The sequence below is a fragment of the Massilia sp. genome, from assembly GCF_046293535.1.
Lineage (GTDB): Bacteria > Pseudomonadota > Gammaproteobacteria > Burkholderiales > Burkholderiaceae_D > Telluria.
In genome coordinates, this window is record NZ_JBKBOV010000019.1 from 39,497 (window position 1) to 56,563 (window position 17,067).

12 protein-coding genes are annotated in these 17,067 nt (G+C 67.9%); 9 read left to right on the top strand and 3 right to left on the bottom strand.

Features of this window, described 5'->3' with window-relative positions:
• Window positions 1-21: 21 nt before the first annotated feature.
• On the top strand, window positions 22-1,314 hold the full coding sequence (locus tag ACK4S9_RS12095; protein WP_409725873.1) for an O-antigen ligase family protein: 1,293 nt from the start codon (window positions 22-24) through the stop codon (window positions 1,312-1,314).
• Window position 1,315: 1 nt separating this feature from the next.
• Window positions 1,316-3,067: a lipid A export permease/ATP-binding protein MsbA gene (gene msbA, locus ACK4S9_RS12100; RefSeq protein ID WP_409725875.1), complete on the top strand. Its 1,752-nt coding sequence runs from the start codon at window positions 1,316-1,318 to the stop codon at window positions 3,065-3,067.
• 124 nt (window positions 3,068-3,191) lie between these two features.
• Here msbA and ACK4S9_RS12105 read toward each other — a convergent pair whose 3' ends face one another.
• On the bottom strand, window positions 3,192-5,456 hold the full coding sequence (locus ACK4S9_RS12105; RefSeq protein WP_409725877.1) for a family 1 glycosylhydrolase: 2,265 nt from the start codon (window positions 5,454-5,456) through the stop codon (window positions 3,192-3,194).
• A gap of 244 nt (window positions 5,457-5,700) precedes the next feature.
• On the opposite strand from ACK4S9_RS12105, the gene ACK4S9_RS12110 reads away from it, so the two are divergent.
• Window positions 5,701-5,931, top strand: coding sequence for a hypothetical protein (locus tag ACK4S9_RS12110; RefSeq protein ID WP_409725879.1), 231 nt, complete (start codon window positions 5,701-5,703; stop codon window positions 5,929-5,931).
• A 6-nt stretch (window positions 5,932-5,937) separates the two neighbouring features.
• Here the strand turns inward: ACK4S9_RS12110 and ACK4S9_RS12115 are convergent, their stop codons facing one another.
• Window positions 5,938-7,344 (bottom strand): class I adenylate-forming enzyme family protein, encoded by a 1,407-nt coding sequence (locus tag ACK4S9_RS12115; protein ID WP_409725881.1) that lies wholly within the window; start codon window positions 7,342-7,344, stop codon window positions 5,938-5,940.
• A 55-nt stretch (window positions 7,345-7,399) separates the two neighbouring features.
• Window positions 7,400-8,476 (bottom strand): substrate-binding domain-containing protein, encoded by a 1,077-nt coding sequence (locus ACK4S9_RS12120; RefSeq protein ID WP_409725883.1) that lies wholly within the window; start codon window positions 8,474-8,476, stop codon window positions 7,400-7,402.
• Window positions 8,477-8,598: 122 nt separating this feature from the next.
• Between ACK4S9_RS12120 and ACK4S9_RS12125 the strand changes: the two genes are divergently transcribed.
• From ACK4S9_RS12125 to ACK4S9_RS12150, 6 genes are all read left to right on the top strand, one after another.
• Complete coding sequence (locus ACK4S9_RS12125; protein ID WP_409725885.1) at window positions 8,599-10,236, top strand: OFA family MFS transporter; 1,638 nt, start codon at window positions 8,599-8,601, stop codon at window positions 10,234-10,236.
• Between the two features lie 83 nt (window positions 10,237-10,319).
• Window positions 10,320-12,023, top strand: a complete 1,704-nt coding sequence (locus ACK4S9_RS12130; RefSeq protein WP_409725887.1) for an NAD(P)H-dependent oxidoreductase subunit E — start codon at window positions 10,320-10,322, stop codon at window positions 12,021-12,023.
• A complete protein-coding gene (gene fdhF, locus ACK4S9_RS12135; RefSeq protein WP_409725889.1) occupies window positions 12,020-14,821 on the top strand; it encodes a formate dehydrogenase subunit alpha in 2,802 nt (933 codons plus the stop codon). Before ACK4S9_RS12130 ends, fdhF begins: the two co-directional genes overlap by 4 nt.
• Window positions 14,818-15,708, top strand: coding sequence for a formate dehydrogenase accessory sulfurtransferase FdhD (locus tag ACK4S9_RS12140; protein ID WP_409725891.1), 891 nt, complete (start codon window positions 14,818-14,820; stop codon window positions 15,706-15,708). Before fdhF ends, ACK4S9_RS12140 begins: the two co-directional genes overlap by 4 nt.
• Window positions 15,708-16,415 (top strand): ABC transporter permease, encoded by a 708-nt coding sequence (locus ACK4S9_RS12145; RefSeq protein ID WP_409725893.1) that lies wholly within the window; start codon window positions 15,708-15,710, stop codon window positions 16,413-16,415. The genes ACK4S9_RS12140 and ACK4S9_RS12145 overlap by 1 nt, the downstream gene beginning before the upstream one ends.
• A complete protein-coding gene (locus ACK4S9_RS12150) occupies window positions 16,412-17,065 on the top strand; it encodes an energy-coupling factor ABC transporter ATP-binding protein (RefSeq protein ID WP_409725895.1) in 654 nt (217 codons plus the stop codon). Before ACK4S9_RS12145 ends, ACK4S9_RS12150 begins: the two co-directional genes overlap by 4 nt.
• The last annotated feature ends 2 nt before the right edge of the window (window positions 17,066-17,067 follow it).

Sequence of the window (17,067 nt, forward strand, 5' to 3'; positions counted from 1 at the left end):
GAGTATCCCACAAGAACATGAATGAACAATAATCAGACGAAAATCGGGGTGCCGATGCAGCGTTGGATCGGCTTCCTGGTTTTCCTGTTCCCTTTCCTCAGCCTCATCACCCCGTCCGGCATCGGCTTTTCCAGCCTCGTCTTCGTGCTCGCGTTGCTGTGCGTGCCGCGCAAGGCCTGGGCGGCGACGGCTCCCCACTTGCGCGAGATTCGCTGGGTGCTGGCGGCCTTCGGCTATTGCTTCCTGCTGGCGCTGGCCTTCGTGCTGGCGCGTCCCGGGGGCGACTGGAGCGACCTCGACAAGCCCTCGCGCATGCTGCTCGGTTTGAGCGCCCTGATGCTGGTGGTGCTGGCGCGTCCAGCGCGCGCCTGGCTGTGGTGGGGCGTGATCCTGGGCGCCCTGGGTGCGCTGCCCTTCATCGCCTGGCAGCGCTTCGTGCTGGACATCCAACGTCCCGGCGGCTGGCTCAATGCGATCACCTTCGGCGACATCGCGCTGTGCCTGGCGCTGGTGGCGCTGGCGGCCGCCGTCGACTACCGCCACAGCACCCGCAAGGCGATCTTCCCGGCGCTCGGCGCGCTGGCGGGCCTGGGGGCGACGGTCATCAGCGGCACGCGCGGCGGCTGGATCGCGCTGGTGCTGGCGGCGATCCTGTTCCTGACCTACGCGCGCCTGCTGCAGAGCCGCCGGGTGCGCCTGCTGCTGGTCGGCAGCTTCGCGCTGTTCGCCTCGACCTTCTTCATTCCCGCCTTCGGCGTGCAGGAGCGGGTGGGGCAGGGCATGCACGACGTCCAGACCTGGCTCGACGGCGGCAGCGCCTTCTCGAACGTCGGCATCCGCCTGGAACTGTGGCAGGGGGCCCGCCACCTGATCGCGGAGGAACCCTGGTTCGGGCGCGGCCCCGAAGGGGTACGCGCCGGGCTGCGCGAACTGGCGCAGCAGGGCAAGGTGCAGGAGGTGATCCTCGAGTTCAGCGACCACCTGCACAACGATATCCTGCAGGCGCTGGCAGCCGGCGGGGTGTTCGGGCTGCTGGCGTACATCGGCATCCTGGCGGCGCCTTTCGCCTTTTTCGCGCGCGCGGTCGGGAGCCGGGAAGGCGACGGGCGCCGCCGCGGCATGCCCCAGTTCGCGCCGGCCCTGGCCGGCATGCTGGTGGTGCTCGGCTATTTCGGCTTCGGCCTCACCGAAGTCATCTTCTGGTCATTGAAGGGCGCCATGTTCTATGTGCTCATGGTGGCACTCCTGATGGGCTTCTGCCTGACCGCGAAAGCGGACGCGCAGACCCGTATCGAAACGAAAAGTGGACAATAACGTGGAAAACAAGCTTGTCGTCAAACGCCTGCTGGCGGTAGTCAAGCCCTACCAGACGCGCGCCTGGCTGGCGCTGCTGTCGATGGCGCTCACCGCCGCGACCCAGCCGCTGCTGGGCAAGGCCCTGCAACTGCTGATCGACCTCGGCTTCGAAGAGAAGGTACCGTTCAGCCTGTGGTGGATTCCCGGCGTGCTGGTCTCGATCTTCATCCTGCGCGGCATCGGCACCTTCTCCACCGCCTACCTGAACAACTGGGTCACCAGCCGCGTGCTGAACGACCTGCGCGCGATGGTGTTCGACCGCGTGCTCAAGCTGCCGGTAGGACGCTTCCACGAAGAGTCGACCGGCAAGATCATCAACGTCGTGGTGAACGAGGTGCGCCAGGTGGTGGACATGCTGCAGTCGGTGTTCGTGGCCTGCGTGCGCGACACCCTGGTGGTGATCGGCCTGCTCGCCACGCTGCTGTACCTGAACTGGAAGCTGACCCTGGTCGCCATCGTCGTGATCCCGCTGACCGCCGTGATCGTGCGCACCACCACCGGCCGCCTGCGCCGCCTGAACCGCGAGAACCTGCGCGTGACGGCCGAGCTGACCCAGGTGGTGGAAGAAGCCACGCGCGGCCACCAGGTGATCCGCGTGTTCTCGGGCGAGCGCTACGAGCGCGCGCGTTTCCACGCCCGCAGCGAAGCGCTGCGCGGCTTCTCGCAGCGCATGACGGTCGCGTTTGCGGCCACCACGCCCGTGACCCAGATCGCCACCTCGATGGCCTTGTCGCTGGTGGTGGTGCTGGCGATCCAGGCCGACATGACCCAGGGCGAGTTCGTCCAGTTCGTCACCATGATGCTGATGCTGCTCACGCCGCTCAAGTCGCTGGCCGAAGTGAACGGACCGATGCAGCGCGGGATCGCCGCGGCCGAAACGGTGTTCGGCCTGATCGACTCGCCGGCCGAGAACGACACCGGTACGCGCGAACTGGGCCGCGCCAAGGGGCACCTGCGCCTGGAGAACGTTTCGTTCCGCTATCCCGGCGCGGCCAGCCTCGCCCTGAACGACGTCACCCTCGACGTGCAGCCGGGCCAGACGGTGGCGCTGGTGGGCGTGTCGGGCGGCGGCAAGTCGACTTTTGTCAACCTGGTGACCCGCTTCTACGATCCGGAAGGCGGCCGCGTGCTGCTCGACGGCGTGCCCTACCAGGACATCAAGCTGGCCAGCCTGCGCGCGCAGCTGGCGATGGTGAGCCAGAACGTGGTGCTGTTCGACGACACGCTGGCCGCCAACATCGCCTACGGCGCGGAGAAGATCGACTACGAGCGCCTGGCGGCGGCGGTCAGGGCCGCGCACTTGACCAGCGTGGTAGCCAAGCTGGAAGACGGCGTCGAGACGCGCATCGGCGAGAACGGCATGCGCCTCTCGGGCGGCCAGCGCCAGCGCGTGGCGATCGCCCGCGCGATCTACAAGGATGCGCCGATCCTGATCCTGGACGAAGCCACCTCGGCGCTCGACAACGAGTCCGAACGCGCGGTGCAGGCGGCGCTGGAGGCCCTGATGTCGGGCCGCACCACCATCGTGATCGCGCACCGCCTGTCGACCATCGAGCGGGCCGACCGGATCGTGGTGATGGAGCACGGGCGCATCGTCGAGCAGGGCACGCACGCGGAGCTGCTCGATGCGAACGGGATGTATGCGAACCTGTACCGGCTGCAGTTCGTGGCGGCGGATGATGGGGCGAGCGCGTCATCACGGCTGCCCTGACAAACATTGGGTCCCGGCCTGCGCCGGGACGACGTGCTGAAGATGCAGGCCATAACATTGTTTCGACCTGCTGCCTGAAGACCGTCGTCCCGGCAAAGGCCGGGACCCAAGTTGTTTTTTGAAGTCAGCTGGCGTAATGCGCCGCTTCCCCCGGCACTTCCGCATCGCGGCCATGCGCCCGGTCCTGCATCGCTTCCACATAGCGGCGCAGCGCGTCGTCCAGCGACGGCAGCATCAGCGCCCGCTCGCTCGACAGCGCGCTGTATTCGGGCCGGCGCGCGAGGTGGCCGCAGCTCTCGCTCGACACGACTTCCAGTCTGCCGTGATCGACTCCCGCCGCCTCGCAGGCGCGCTTGGCCAGCTCGGCCCAGCTGAGCGCCTCGGCATTGGTCAGGTGCCAGACGCCGCGTTCGCGGTCGATCAGCAGGTCGAGCGAGACGTTGACCAGGTCCGGCACGTAGGTCGGCGAGACCACCATGTCGCCCGCCGCCTGGAAGGGCTGGCCGGCCTCCAGCGCATTGAGCGCCAGCGTGACGAAGTTGTGCCGGTCCCAGGGCCCGAAGAAGGCGCTGGTGCGGATCACCAGGGCCTGCGGGTCGGCGTCCAGCACGCGCTGCTCGGCCTCCATCTTGCTGCGGCCGTACACGCCGAGCGGATTGAGGGCGTCCGATTCGACGTAGGGCGCGCCCTTGGTGCCGTCGAAGACCAGGTCGGTCGAGAAGGTCATGAAGCGCAGCTGGTGGCGGATGCAGGCCAGCGCCAGGATGGTCGGCCCCAGCGTGTTCTCGCGCATGCAGCGTTCAAGATCGCCCTCGGCCTCGTCCACGCGCACGTAGCCGCCCGCATTGATGATCGCCCACGGCTTGTAGCGCCCAATCGCGGCTTCCACCGAGGCCGGATCGGTGATGTCCATCTCCTGGCGCGTCAGCACGTGGAAGGCGAGGTTGCGGTTCTTGCAGATGCGGGCATAGGCCGAGCCCAGGGTGCCGGTGGCGCCGGTGATCAGGATCGGCTGCACCACGCTCGACTTGAACTGGCTGCGGACCGCGATGTCGGCCACCGCGGTGCGGGTCGCCACCGGCTTGCAGAAGAAGCGGCCCGGGCGGCGCCACCAGCCTTCGCCCTGCAGCACCGGGTTGGTCAGCGGACGTCCGCTGGACAGCTCGCGCATCAGGGTGGCCACCGCCGTCGGGCGCGGCTCGCCGCCGCGCACGTCGAACGGGCCCGGCTCGTAGTAGCCGCGGCACTCGGTGACCAGGCAGTTCCAGTCGTAGGACCCGAGCAGGGCCCAGACCGTCACCGCGCGCACGTCGGCGCCCTGCTGGCGGGCGCTGCGCGCCGCGTTCCAGATCTCGAGCAGCCAGCGCATCTGGTCTTCGCGGTTGGCGTCGATGTGCGCCTCGGTGATGGCGATCGGCAGGCCGTAGCGCTCCCAGGTCTCCATGAGCAGCGGCGCGATGCCGGGCGTGGGGGTGGCCAGCGCGCGCGGCGTCTCGATGTCGGCGTGCGGGATGCCGCGGTAGACGTGGCGCCGGTCCTCCGGGTAGCGCTCCGGACGGTGGTCGAGCCAGCGCTCGCTGGTCGCGTAATAGTTGACGCCGATGATGTCGGGCGGGCAGGGGTTGTCGCGGAACCAGAGCAGTTCTTCCTCGCTGGCGTTGGACTCGAGCAGGTAGTTCCACAGCGCGTGGTTCTGGTCCACCATGCCGCACAGCAGGTCCCAGCCGAGCCAGCGGCGGTCGTTGAAGAAGCTGACCACTTCCTGCATCTCGGGCGTGCCGTAGGTCTTCGACAGGTCGTCGGTGGCGACCAGCTTGGCCTCCGGGTTGACCGCGCGGATCGCGCGCATCGCCAGCACGGTGGCGCGGCACTCGTGGATCAGGGCGCGGATGAAGGTGGATTCGTCGCTGCCGTGTGGGTACCACACGCCTGCCAGACCGGAAAAGCGCGCCGTGGTCAAGGGTTCGTTGACCGGGGTGTAGTATTCGGCCCAGGGGTAGCGGCGGGCTACCGCGCCGGCGTACTCGGCGAGCTTTTCGGGGAAGGCGGGATCGACCAGGCTGGTGTCGCGTGGTCCGCTGCCATGGTGAAGCAGGCCGACGATGGGGGTGACGCCCAGCTGCTGCAGGGCCGGCAGGCGTTCGTCGGACCATGACCAGTCGGCGGACTCGATGCCGTCGGGCGCGGTGCGTTCCCACAGCACCGGATAGCGGATGGCCTTGATGCCGAGGGAGGCGAAGCGGTCGATGTCCTGCAGGCGTTCTGCGTGGCCGTTGCGCTCCATCTGGCTGAAGTAGTTGTCGCGCACACGGTTGACCGTGCATTCGAGTCCACCCCAGAGCTCGAGCTCGGGGACGTGTTCCGGCTGGTGATGCATGGGTGTGTTCATGTTCTGACCCGCTATTTTGTGAAGACAGGCTCCAGCCTAATTGCCACGTGCGACGAGTTGTGTGAAGTAGCCCACATAAAAAGGACATTTCGGACCAGTCCTACATTTGCATGCAAATTCCTATTTTCTAAGCCTAACTTCTGCTAACTAGAAATTTCTGAGGGCATCGAAATGATGCCGACCGGTGCGCCGCACGCGGCCTGGAGCGGCGACAATATGGCTATACAAGGAGACCGCGATGTACATGGTGTACTGGACAATCGTCGAAGGAGACAGGTGCACGCCGCACCAGCAGCTGTTCGCAACCGCGGACATGGTGGAGGCGATGCAGCACATGGAGCTGCTGCGCAAGCGCCAGCGCGAAGGGGAAGGCGTGCGCTTCATCACGATGTCCTCGGAGCATCCGGACCTGGTCGGCCATCCGGGCGTGGACGTGACGGGGCCGGACTATAACTGGAAGAAGCGGCGCCGCTGAAGCTTCCTACGCAAGCCTGCTCTTCAGTATCTTGCCGCTCGGCGCGGCCGGCAGCGCATCCATGAACACGATGCGCGCGGGACGCTTGTAGGGCGCCAGGCGGCTTCGGAGCCAGTCCTGCAGCGCGGCCGCGTCGACCATGCCCGACGCTTCGACAAACGCCACCACCTCTTCCTCGCCGCCGGCAAGCGGCCGGCCGACCACCGCCGACTGCAGCACCTCCGGATGGCTGTTGAGCGCCGTTTCCACTTCCAGCGGATAGACATTGAACCCGGAGCGGATGATGAGTTCCTTCAGGCGCCCGGCGATGAACAGCGCGCCGTCTTCGCCCAGCGTGGCGAGGTCGCCGGTGGCCAGCCAGCCGCCGGGACGCAGGGTGGCCGCCGTTTGCTGCGGGTCGCGGTAGTAGCCCGCCATCACGTTCGGTCCGCGCACCCACAGTTCGCCCGTCGCCGCGTCGATGCGCACGTCGACTCCGGGGATCGGGTGACCCACCGAGGTGTCGCCGCGCGGAGCGTCCAGGCGGGTCTGGGAGACGGTCGGGCCGCTTTCGGTGAGGCCATAACCGTTGTGCAGGGGCAGCCCGAACACGCGCTCGACCTCGCGCTTGAGCGCCGGGTCGAGCGGCGCGCCGCCGGCGTAGCAGAAGCGCAGGCGCGAATGCAGAGGAAATTCGGCCGGCTCGCCCCCCGTGAGCGCCAGCAGGCGTGCGTACATCGCCGGGACGCCCTGCACGATGCTGAGCTCGCCTGCCCGGATCTGCGCCAGCAGCGCCTCGCTTGAGAAACGCGGCATCAGGCGCAGGCAGGCGCCGGCGTACAGGGTGCCCAGCATCACCGAACTGAGGCCGTACACGTGCGAGATCGGCAGCACGCCGCTGGCCTGGTCGCTCGGGAGCAGGCCGCGCAGGGCGCTCGAGGTGGCGGCGACGAACAGCAGGTTGGCATGGGTCAGCATGACGCCCTTGGGCCGGCCGGTGGTGCCGGTGGTGTAGACCAGCGCCGCCACCTGGGCGCCATCGCGCCGTACGGCTTCCGGAACGGCAGCCGTATCCGGCACGCCCGCCGTCACGCCCTGGTCCGTGGCGCTGAGCACGCAGCGCGGGCTGCAATGCGCGCGGATCGCGGCCAGCTCGCCTTCGCTCAGGCGCGCGTTGACCGTCACGCTCCAGGCGTCGATGCTCGCGATCGCGAAGATCAGGGCCACCTGCGCCACGCTGTTCTCGCTGACCAGCATGACACGGTCGCCCGGGCGCACGCCCAGTTCGCGCAGCCGGGCGGCGTGGCGCTCGACTTCAAGCCGCAGCTCTCCATAGGTCCAGGCACGGCCGTTCTCGACCAGGGCGGGTGCGCCGGCAGGGTGGCGCCGCAGGATGTCGCCGATGCGCGCAGGGAGGAGGGAAGGATCGATCATGCGGCCTGCTTTATACCTGCTCGCGCATGCAAGGGCAAGCCGGCGATACCGCCATTCAGGCCGGCAGCGCGAAGGCGTCCGCGATCTCCACCATTTCACCCGTGCCGCGCGCATCGTAGCCGGGCAGGGCGGCCACCAGCTTGTGGTAGGCCGGCGTACGCATCAGCTCCAGCAACTGGCGCATGGCAGGCTCCTCGAGGGCGTCGCGGCGCACCGCGAAGTAATACACCTCGTTCACCAGCGGCGTGAAGTCGAGCTTGAACTGGGCGCTGGCGGCGCGCATGCCGATGCCCGCATCGGCCATGCCGCTGGCGATGTAGGCCGCCACCGCGGAATGGGTGAACTCGGCGTTGTTGAAACCCTGGATGGCATCGGGGGGCGGACCGTCGGCGGCCAGCATCATCTCGAGCAGCATGCGGGTGCCGGAACCGGCCTGGCGGTTCACGAAGCGCACGCCGGGGCGCGCCAGGTCGGCCAGCGTGCGCAGGCCGAGCGGATTGCCGCGGGCCGCGCTAAGGCCCGGGTGGCGGCCCGCGACGCGCACCAGGCAATGCTGTTCCGGATCGAGCCAGCGCAGGTACCAGCTTGCCGTCGGCGCCTGGAAGCGCCCGAGCGGGACGTGGAAACCGGCCAGGTCGCACTCGCGCCGCGCCAGCGCCACCACCGCATCGGTGCTGGTGCGGTAGCGCGAGTCGAGTGGCAGGGCGCCGCGGTCGATGCAGCCCAGCAGCGCCGCTACCGCGAAGCCGTGGCTGGCGTCCATGCGCAGCGCCCGGGTGCGGCTGGCGGTGATGCGCACCAGTTCCGCTTCCAGTTCCGAGGCCAGGCTTTGCAGCGTGGGCGACAGGCGCGCGGCGATACGGCGGTCGGCCCACACCAGTTTCTGCGCCAGCGGCGTGAGCTGGGTACCGCGTCCGCGCCCGGTCTGCAGCAGCTGTTCGCCGAACAGGGTCTCGGCCGTGCGCAGCAAACCCCAGGCATAGCGGTAGGACAGCTTGACTGATTTGGCGGCCTGGGCGATCGAACCGGTGTCCTGGATCGACAACAGCAGGCCGAGCAGGTCGGCGGTGTCGAGCGGCGGTTCGCCCTTGACGCTGATCTCCCAGTGCGGGCGGATGTGAACGGTAAGCATATGCTAAAAATAGCCTATTTCTTGCCTAAAAACATCATGATACGCTCCACAAAACAATAAAAAATGACAGATTAATATGCTTTTTAAAGCATATTTCAATACTTAAAACAATTGGAGGGGACATGGCTGGACTAGGTTTTCTTGACAAGGAACACACCATCGCAGGGCCGGGTTTCAACCGCTGGCTGGTACCGCCGGCGGCGCTCGCGATTCACCTGTGCATCGGCATGGCCTATGGCTTTTCGGTGTTCTGGCTGCCGCTGTCGAAAGCGATCGGCATCACCGAATCGGTCGTCTGCCCGGCCGAGATGAGCTTCATGCAGCAGATCTTCGCCACCACCTGCGACTGGCAGATCTCGATGCTGGGCTGGATGTACACCCTGTTCTTCGTGTTCCTCGGCCTGGCTGCATGGCTGTTCGGCGGCTGGCTCGAGCATGCGGGGCCGCGCAAGGCGGGCCTGGTGTCGGCGCTGTGCTGGTGCGGCGGCCTGGTGATATCAAGCATCGGCGTCTACACGCACCAGATCTGGCTGATGTGGATCGGCTCGGGCGTCATCGGCGGCATCGGGCTGGGCCTCGGCTACATCTCGCCGGTCTCGACCCTGATCAAGTGGTTCCCCGACCGGCGCGGCATGGCGACCGGCATGGCGATCATGGGCTTCGGCGGCGGCGCCATGATCGGCGCGCCGCTGGCCGACAAGCTGATGAAGTACTTCGCCACCCCGACCTCGGTCGGCGTGTGGGAGACCTTCCTGGCCCTCGCCGCGATCTATTTCGTGTTCATGGTCGCCGGCGCGCTGACCTACCGCGTGCCTGCCAACGGCTGGAAACCGGAGGGCTGGACCCCGCCGGCGAAAGCCGCCACGACGATGATCACGGCGCGCCACGTGCACGCCAGCCGCGTCTGGGGCATCCCGCAATTCTGGCTGATCTGGGGCGTGCTGTTCCTGAACGTCTCGGCGGGCATCGGGATCCTGGGCATGGCTTCGCCACTCTTGCAGGAGGTGTTCGGTGGGCGCCTGATCGGCGTCGACGCCGGCTTCAACGAGCTCGACGCCGCGCAGAAAGGCCAGATCGCGGCCATCGCCGCCGGCTTTACCGGCCTGCTGTCCCTGTTTAACATCGGCGGCCGCTTCGCCTGGGCATCGTGCTCCGACTACATCGGGCGCAAGGCGACCTATTTCGTGTTCCTGATCCTCGGCTTCGTCCTGTACGCCTCGATTCCTTCGATGGCGCATAACGGCCAGCTGGCGCTGTTCGTCGGCTTCATCTGCATCATCCTGTCGATGTACGGCGGCGGGTTCGCGACCGTGCCGGCCTACCTGGCCGACCTGTTCGGCACCCAGATGGTCGGCGCCATCCACGGCCGCCTGCTCACGGCCTGGGCTGCCGCGGGCGTGCTCGGTCCGATCCTGATCAACTACATCCGCGAGTACCAGATCGCCCATGGCGTGCCCAAGGCCCAGGCCTACGACGTGACCATGTATGTGCTCGCTGGCCTGGTGGTCGTCGGCATCGTGCTGAACTCGATGATCCGCCCGCTGGACGACAAGCACTTCATGACCGATGCCGAGCTGGCGGCGGAGAAGAAGCTGGCGCAGGAACGCGACCTGAACGCGTCGAGCGGCGTACGCGGCGGCGCGATCGCCGTCGGCGCCACCAACCCGGCGCTGGCCACCTTCGCCTGGGCGGCGGTCGGCATTCCGCTCCTGATCGGCGTGTGGATCACGCTGCAGAAGGCGGTGGTGCTGTTCCAGTAAGCCGGCGGGCGTGGACGGCCGTGCCGTCCACGCCTTGCAGTACCATTTACCTATCACCCAACGAATCCCCACTGGGACCCATCATGAACCATCCTGTCATCCCGATCGCCGTAGCAGGCGCCAGCCGCCAGCGCAAGCGCGAAGCGCCCAAGGGCCGCCGCGTCGACCCACAGGCGCTGGCCGAGGTCCAGGCGCTGCTGGGCAGCGAGTCGCGCCAGCGCGACCTGCTCATCGAGCACCTGCACAAGATCCAGGACCATTTCGGCTGCCTGGGCAGTCATCACCTGGCCGCGCTGGCGCAGGAGATGCGCCTGGCGCAGGCCGAGGTCTATGAGGTTGCCACCTTCTATCACCATTTCGACGTGGTAAAGGAGGGCCAGGAGGCGCCCGCCGCGCTGACGGTACGCGTCTGCGCGGGGCTGTCCTGCGAGATGGCGGGGGCGCGCGAACTGCTGGACAGGATGCCGGCGCTGCTGGGGCGGGAAGTGCGGGTGCTCGAGGCGCCGTGCGTGGGCCGCTGCGAGCAGGCGCCGGTGGCGGTGGTAGGGCAACGCGCGGTGCCGCATGCAAGCCTTGAAACCGTGCTGGCCAGGGTCAGTGCGGGTGAAACGGTCGAGACGATCGGTGCCTACCTCGATTACGCAGCCTATCGCGAAGCCGGCGGTTACGCGCTGCTGCGCAATTGCGTGGCCGGCCAGCACGATGTGGAACAGGTCATCCAGACGTTGGAAGCGTCCGGCCTGCGCGGTCTGGGCGGCGCCGGCTTCCCGCTGGGCCGCAAGTGGCGCATCGTACGTTCCGAGCCTGGCCCGCGCCTGATGGCCATCAACATCGATGAAGGCGAGCCCGGCACCTTCAAGGACCGCGTCTACCTCGAACGCGACCCGCACCGCTTCCTGGAAGGCGCCCTGGTCGCCGCCTGGGCGGTCGGCATCGAAGCCATCTACATCTACCTGCGCGACGAATACCACGGCTGCCGCGCCATGCTGGAGGCGGAGCTGGACAAGCTGCGTCTCGATCCGCCGGTGCCGGGCATGCCGTCCATCTTCCTGCGCCGCGGCGCCGGCGCCTATATCTGCGGCGAAGAATCGGCGATGATCGAATCGATCGAAGGCAAGCGCGGCATGCCGCGCCTGCGCCCGCCCTACGTGGCCCAGGTCGGCCTGTTCGGGCGCCCGACGCTGGAACACAATTTCGAGTCGCTGCACTGGGTACGCGAGATCCTCGAGCGCGGCGGCGAGTGGTTCGCCGGCCACGGCCGCAATGGCCGGCGCGGCTTGCGCTCCTTCTCGGTCTCGGGCCGGGTGCGCGAACCGGGCGTGAAGCTGGCGCCGGCCGGCATCACGATCAGGGAACTCATCGACGAATACTGCGGCGGCATGCAGGACGGCCACAGCTTCTATGCCTACCTGCCGGGCGGCGCCTCGGGCGGCATCCTGCCGGCTTCCATGGGCGACATCCCGCTCGACTTCGACACCCTGCAGCCCTACGGCTGCTTCATCGGATCGGCCGCGGTGGTGGTGCTGTCGAACCGGGACAGCGCAGTAAGCGCCGCGCGCAATACCCTGGCCTTCTTCAAGGACGAGTCCTGCGGCCAGTGCACGCCCTGCCGCAACGGCACCGCCAAGGCCCTCGAGCTGATCCGCCAGCCGCAATGGGATACCGGGCTGCTGGGCGAACTGTCGCAAGTGATGCGCGACGCCTCCATCTGCGGCCTGGGCCAGGCGGCGCCGAACCCGATCGACTGCGTGATCAACTACTTCCCCCACGAGCTGGCCCCATCATGAACGCTCCCATCCCTACCGTTTCCTTCGAACTCAACGGCCGCCCGGTCCAGGCGTTGCCGCACGAGACCCTGATCGAGGTCGCCGCCCGCGAGGGCATCGAGGTGCCGCGCCTGTGCTACAAGGAAGGATTGGCGTCCGTCGGCAACTGCCGTTCCTGCATGGTCGAGATCGACGGCGAGCGCGTGCTGGCGCCGTCGTGCTGCCGCAACCCGGCGCCCGGCATGAAGGTGAGCACCGACAGCCCGCGTGCGCTGGCCGCCCAGAAAATGGTGCTGGAATTGCTGCAGGCCGACATGCCCGAGGCCGAGTACACCCGCAAGAACGAAGTCGATGTCTGGGCCGGCAAGCTCGGCGTCGGCAAGCCGCGCTTCGCACCGACGCGCCGCCAGCCGCAGGCCGACCGGACCCACGCCGCGATCAGCGTCAACCTGGACGCGTGCATCCAGTGCACGCGCTGCGTGCGCGCCTGCCGCGACGAGCAGGTCAACGACGTGATCGGCCTGGCCTTCCGCGGCCAGGACAGCAAGATCGTGTTCGACCAGGACGACCCGATGGGCGCGTCCACCTGCGTGGCCTGCGGCGAGTGCGTGCAGGCCTGCCCGACCGGCGCGCTGATGCCGGCGCGCGAAGCGGCCCTGCACATCCCCGACAAGCAGGTCGATTCGGTCTGCCCGTATTGCGGCGTCGGATGCCAGCTGACCTACAACGTCAAGGACAACAAGATTCTCTACGTCGAAGGACGCCAGGGGCCGGCCAACCAGGGGCGCCTGTGCGTCAAGGGGCGCTACGGTTTCGACTACGCGCACCATCCGCACCGCCTGACCACCCCCCTGATCCGCCGCCAAGGCGTGCCCAAGTCGGGCGACTTCACGATGGACCCGGACCGCGTCATGGACGTGTTCCGCGAGGCGAGCTGGGAAGAGGCCCTCCAGCTTGCCGGCGGCAAGCTGGCCGGCATCCGGGATGCCCGCGGCGGCGCAGCCCTGGCCGGCTTCGGTTCGGCCAAGGGCAGCAACGAGGAAGCCTATCTGTTCCAGAAGCTGGTGCGCACCGGCTTTGGCACGAACAACGTCGACCATTGCACCCGCCTGTGCCATGCCTCCTCGGTGTCGGCCCTGCTGGAAGGCATCGGTTCGGGCGCGGTGTCGAACCCGGTGATGGACGTGACGCGTGCCGAAGTCATCGTCGTCATCGGCGCCAACCCGACCGTGAACCACCCGGTGGCCGCGACCTGGATCAAGAACGCGGTCAAGGCCGGCGCCAAGCTCGTCGTGATGGACCCGCGCCGTTCGGAGCTGGCGCGCCATGCGCACCGCTACCTGCAGTTCAAGCCGGATACCGACGTCGCGCTGCTCAACGCGATGATGCACGTGATCGTCACCGAAGGCCTGGTCGACACAGGCTTCATCGAGAGCCGCACCATCGGCTACGCCGAGCTGGAAGCCAACGTGGCCGAATACAGCCCGGAAGCGATGGCGCCGATCTGCGGCATCGATGCCGACACCATCCGCTACGTAGCGCGCCTGTACGCCACTTCGCGAGGCTCGATGATCCTGTGGGGCATGGGCGTGTCGCAGCACGTGCACGGCACGGACAACGCGCGCTGCCTGATTGCGCTGTCCCTGATGACGGGCCAGATCGGCCGGCCCGGCACCGGCCTGCATCCGCTGCGCGGCCAGAACAACGTGCAGGGCGCTTCCGACGCCGGTCTCATCCCGATGATGCTGCCGGACTACCAGCGCGTGGACAACCCGGCCGCGCGCGCGAAGTTCGAGCAGGCCTGGGGCGCCACGCTCGACCCCAAGCCGGGCCTGACCGTGGTCGAGATCATGGACGCAATTCAAAGCGGCCAGATCCGCGGCATGTACATCATGGGCGAGAACCCGGCCATGTCCGACCCGGATGCGAACCATGCGCGCGCCGCGCTGGCGGCCCTGGAACACCTGGTGGTGCAGGACATCTTCCTGACCGAGACCGCCTATCTCGCCGACGTGATCCTCCCAGCCTCCGCCTTCCCGGAAAAGACCGGCACCTTCACCAATACCGACCGCCTGGTCCAGCTGGGCCGCCAGGCGATCGATCCGCCGGGGCAGGCGAAGCAGGACCTCTGGATCATCCAGCAGATGGCACAGCAGCTCGGCCTGGACTGGAACTACGGAAGCGTGGCGGACGTGTTCGACGAGATGCGCCGCACCATGGCCAGCATCGGCGGCATCACCTGGGAGCGCCTGGAGCGCAACGGCGCGGTGGTCTACCCCTGCATGAACGAGGGCGACGTCGGCCAGCCGGTGGTGTTCACCGAACTGTTCCCGCGCGAGGGCGGCAGGGCGCGCTTCGTGCCCGCCGACATCATCCCGGCCGACGAGCGCCCCGATGCCGACTACCCGATGGTCCTGATCACGGGCCGCCAGCTCGAGCACTGGCATACCGGCAGCATGACGCGGCGCGCCACGGTGCTGGACGCGATCGAGCCCGATCCGGTGGCGCTGGTGCATCCGCTCGACCTCGAACGCATGGGACTCCAGCCGGGCCAGGCCATCACGATCGCCTCGCGCCGCGGCGAAGTGGTGTTGTACGCGCGGGCCGACGACAGTTCGCCGGTAGGGGCGATCTTCGTGCCCTTCTGTTATTACGAAGCGGCGATCAACCGCTTGACGAACGCAGCACTCGACCCCTTCGGAAAGATTCCGGAGTTCAAGTATTGTGCCATCAGGGTCACGCCCGGCGGGGAAGTCGCGCCGCAGGGAAGCTACGGTGGCGGCCAAATCCTCGAAGGCATGGCACAATTGGCAACATGAACTGCCCAGACCCATTCCCGGCCGCGCGCTACCGTCCCGAGCTATCCGAGGCGCGCGCCAGCCTGACGCACGAGGTCACGGCCCTGGACGAACGCGGCCGCGCTTCGAACATCCACATTCCCGCCGAGCGCCCGCTCACCGTGTACGTGGACAAGCGCGAGATCGTCACCCTGATGACCCTGGGCGGGGCGCCCGAAGCGCTCACGCTCGGCTACCTGCGCAACCAGCGCCTGGTGCGCGCGCTGGAAGACATCGTCTCGATCCAGGTCGACTGGTCGGTCGATGCGGTGGCGGTCGTCACCCGCAACGGCATTCTTGATATCGAGGAGCGCACCGCGAAGAAGGTCGTCACCACCGGCTGCGGACAGGGCTCGGTGTTCGGCGGGCTGATGGACGAGGTCGATCAAATCGCGCTGCCGCCCGACGCGCGCCTGCCGCAGTCGGTCGTCTACCGCATCGTCGAGACCATCCGCACCCAGCAGTCGGTCTACAAGCAGGCCGGCTCGGTGCACGGCTGCGCGCTGTTCTCGCGCGAGGGCGAACTGCTGTACTTCGTCGAGGACGTCGGCCGCCACAATGCGGTGGACGCCATCGCCGGCCTGATGTGGCTCGACGGCCTGGAGGGCGGCGACAAGGTGTTCTATACCACCGGGCGCCTGACCTCCGAGATGGTGATCAAGGGCGCCCAGATGGGCATTCCCTTCCTGCTGTCGCGTTCCGGCACCACCCAGATGGGCCATATGGTGGCCGAGCAGGTCGGCATGTCGCTGCTGGCGCGCTGCTCCGGCAAGCACTTCCTGCTGCTGGCCGGGCACGAGCGCCTGGTGTTCGAGCCCGACCTGCTGGAACCGCTGAACGCCCCCTTCCATAGCCCACGGCCGGCCTGATGTCCCTGCTGGACGCAACAACGCACGCTTTTGCCCTGCTGTTCAGCGGCGACGAAGCGCTGTGGCGCATCGTCTGGGTCTCGCTCAAGACCAGCCTGCTCGGGCTGCTGCTGGCGGCGCCGCCGGCGGTCTTCCTCGGCTACGTCATCGCCATGCACCGCTTCCCGGGACGGCGCATCGCCATCTGGCTGGCCCAGGCCGCGCTGTCGCTGCCCACCGTCCTGATCGGCCTGCTGCTCTACCTGCTGCTGTCGCGGCGCGGCCCAATGGGCGGCCTTGAATGGCTGTTCACCCAGGAAGGCGTGATCCTCGGCCAGATGGTGATCGGGCTGCCGGTGCTGCTGGCCTTTACGCTGGCGGCGGTGCAGGCGGCGGATCCGCGCTATGCCGAAACCGCGATCGCGCACGGGGCCTCGCGCTGGCGCGTGATGCTCACCGTGCTGCACGAGGCGCGCTACGGCGTCATGGCCGCCGTCATCAGCGGCTTCGGCCGCGTGATCTCGGAAGTCGGCTGCGCCCTGATGGTGGGCGGGAACATCGAAGGGCAGACCCGCACCATCACCACCGCCATCGCGCTCGAGACCAGCAAGGGCGAGTTCGCGCAAGGCATTGCGCTGGGCATCGTGCTGGTGTCGCTGGCGCTCCTGATGAACGGCGCGCTGGTGCTGCTGCAGGGCGAGGCCCATACGGCGGGAGGACGCTGGTGACCACGCTGCTCAGCTTGCACGGGCTGCGCAAGCGTCACGGCGAGCGCACCCTGTTCGAGATCGACACCCTGGCCATCGAAGCGGCGACGGCCTACGTGCTGACCGGCGTGAACGGGGCCGGCAAGTCGACGCTGCTGCGCACGCTCGCCGGCCTGGAACGCTGCGATGCCTGCACGGTGGAGTTCGACGGCCGCGACATGCCGCTGCACCCTTATCCGCAAGCGCTGCGGCGCGCCATCGTGTTCGTGCACCAGCACCCGATCATGTTCTCCACCAGCGTGGCCCACAACATCGCCTACGGCCTGCTGGCGCGCGGCGCGAGCCGGCGCAGCGCGGCGCCGCTGGTCGAGGAAGCGATGGCCTGGGCCGGCGTGGCCCACCTGCGCGACACCGACCCGAGCCGCCTGTCCGGCGGCGAGAAGCAGCGCGTGGCCCTGGCCCGGGCCCGGGTGCTGCAGCCGCGCCTGCTGCTGCTCGACGAACCCACGGCCAACCTCGACGGCCCGGCGCGCGAGCAGGTCATCAGCCTGATTCCGACCCTGCTCGAGCAGGGCAGCAGCGTGGTGATGGCCTGCCACGACCGCGACCTGATCGGGCTGCCCGGCATCCACCGCCTGAAGCTGCGCGACGGGCGCCTCGAAGTCCGCTGACA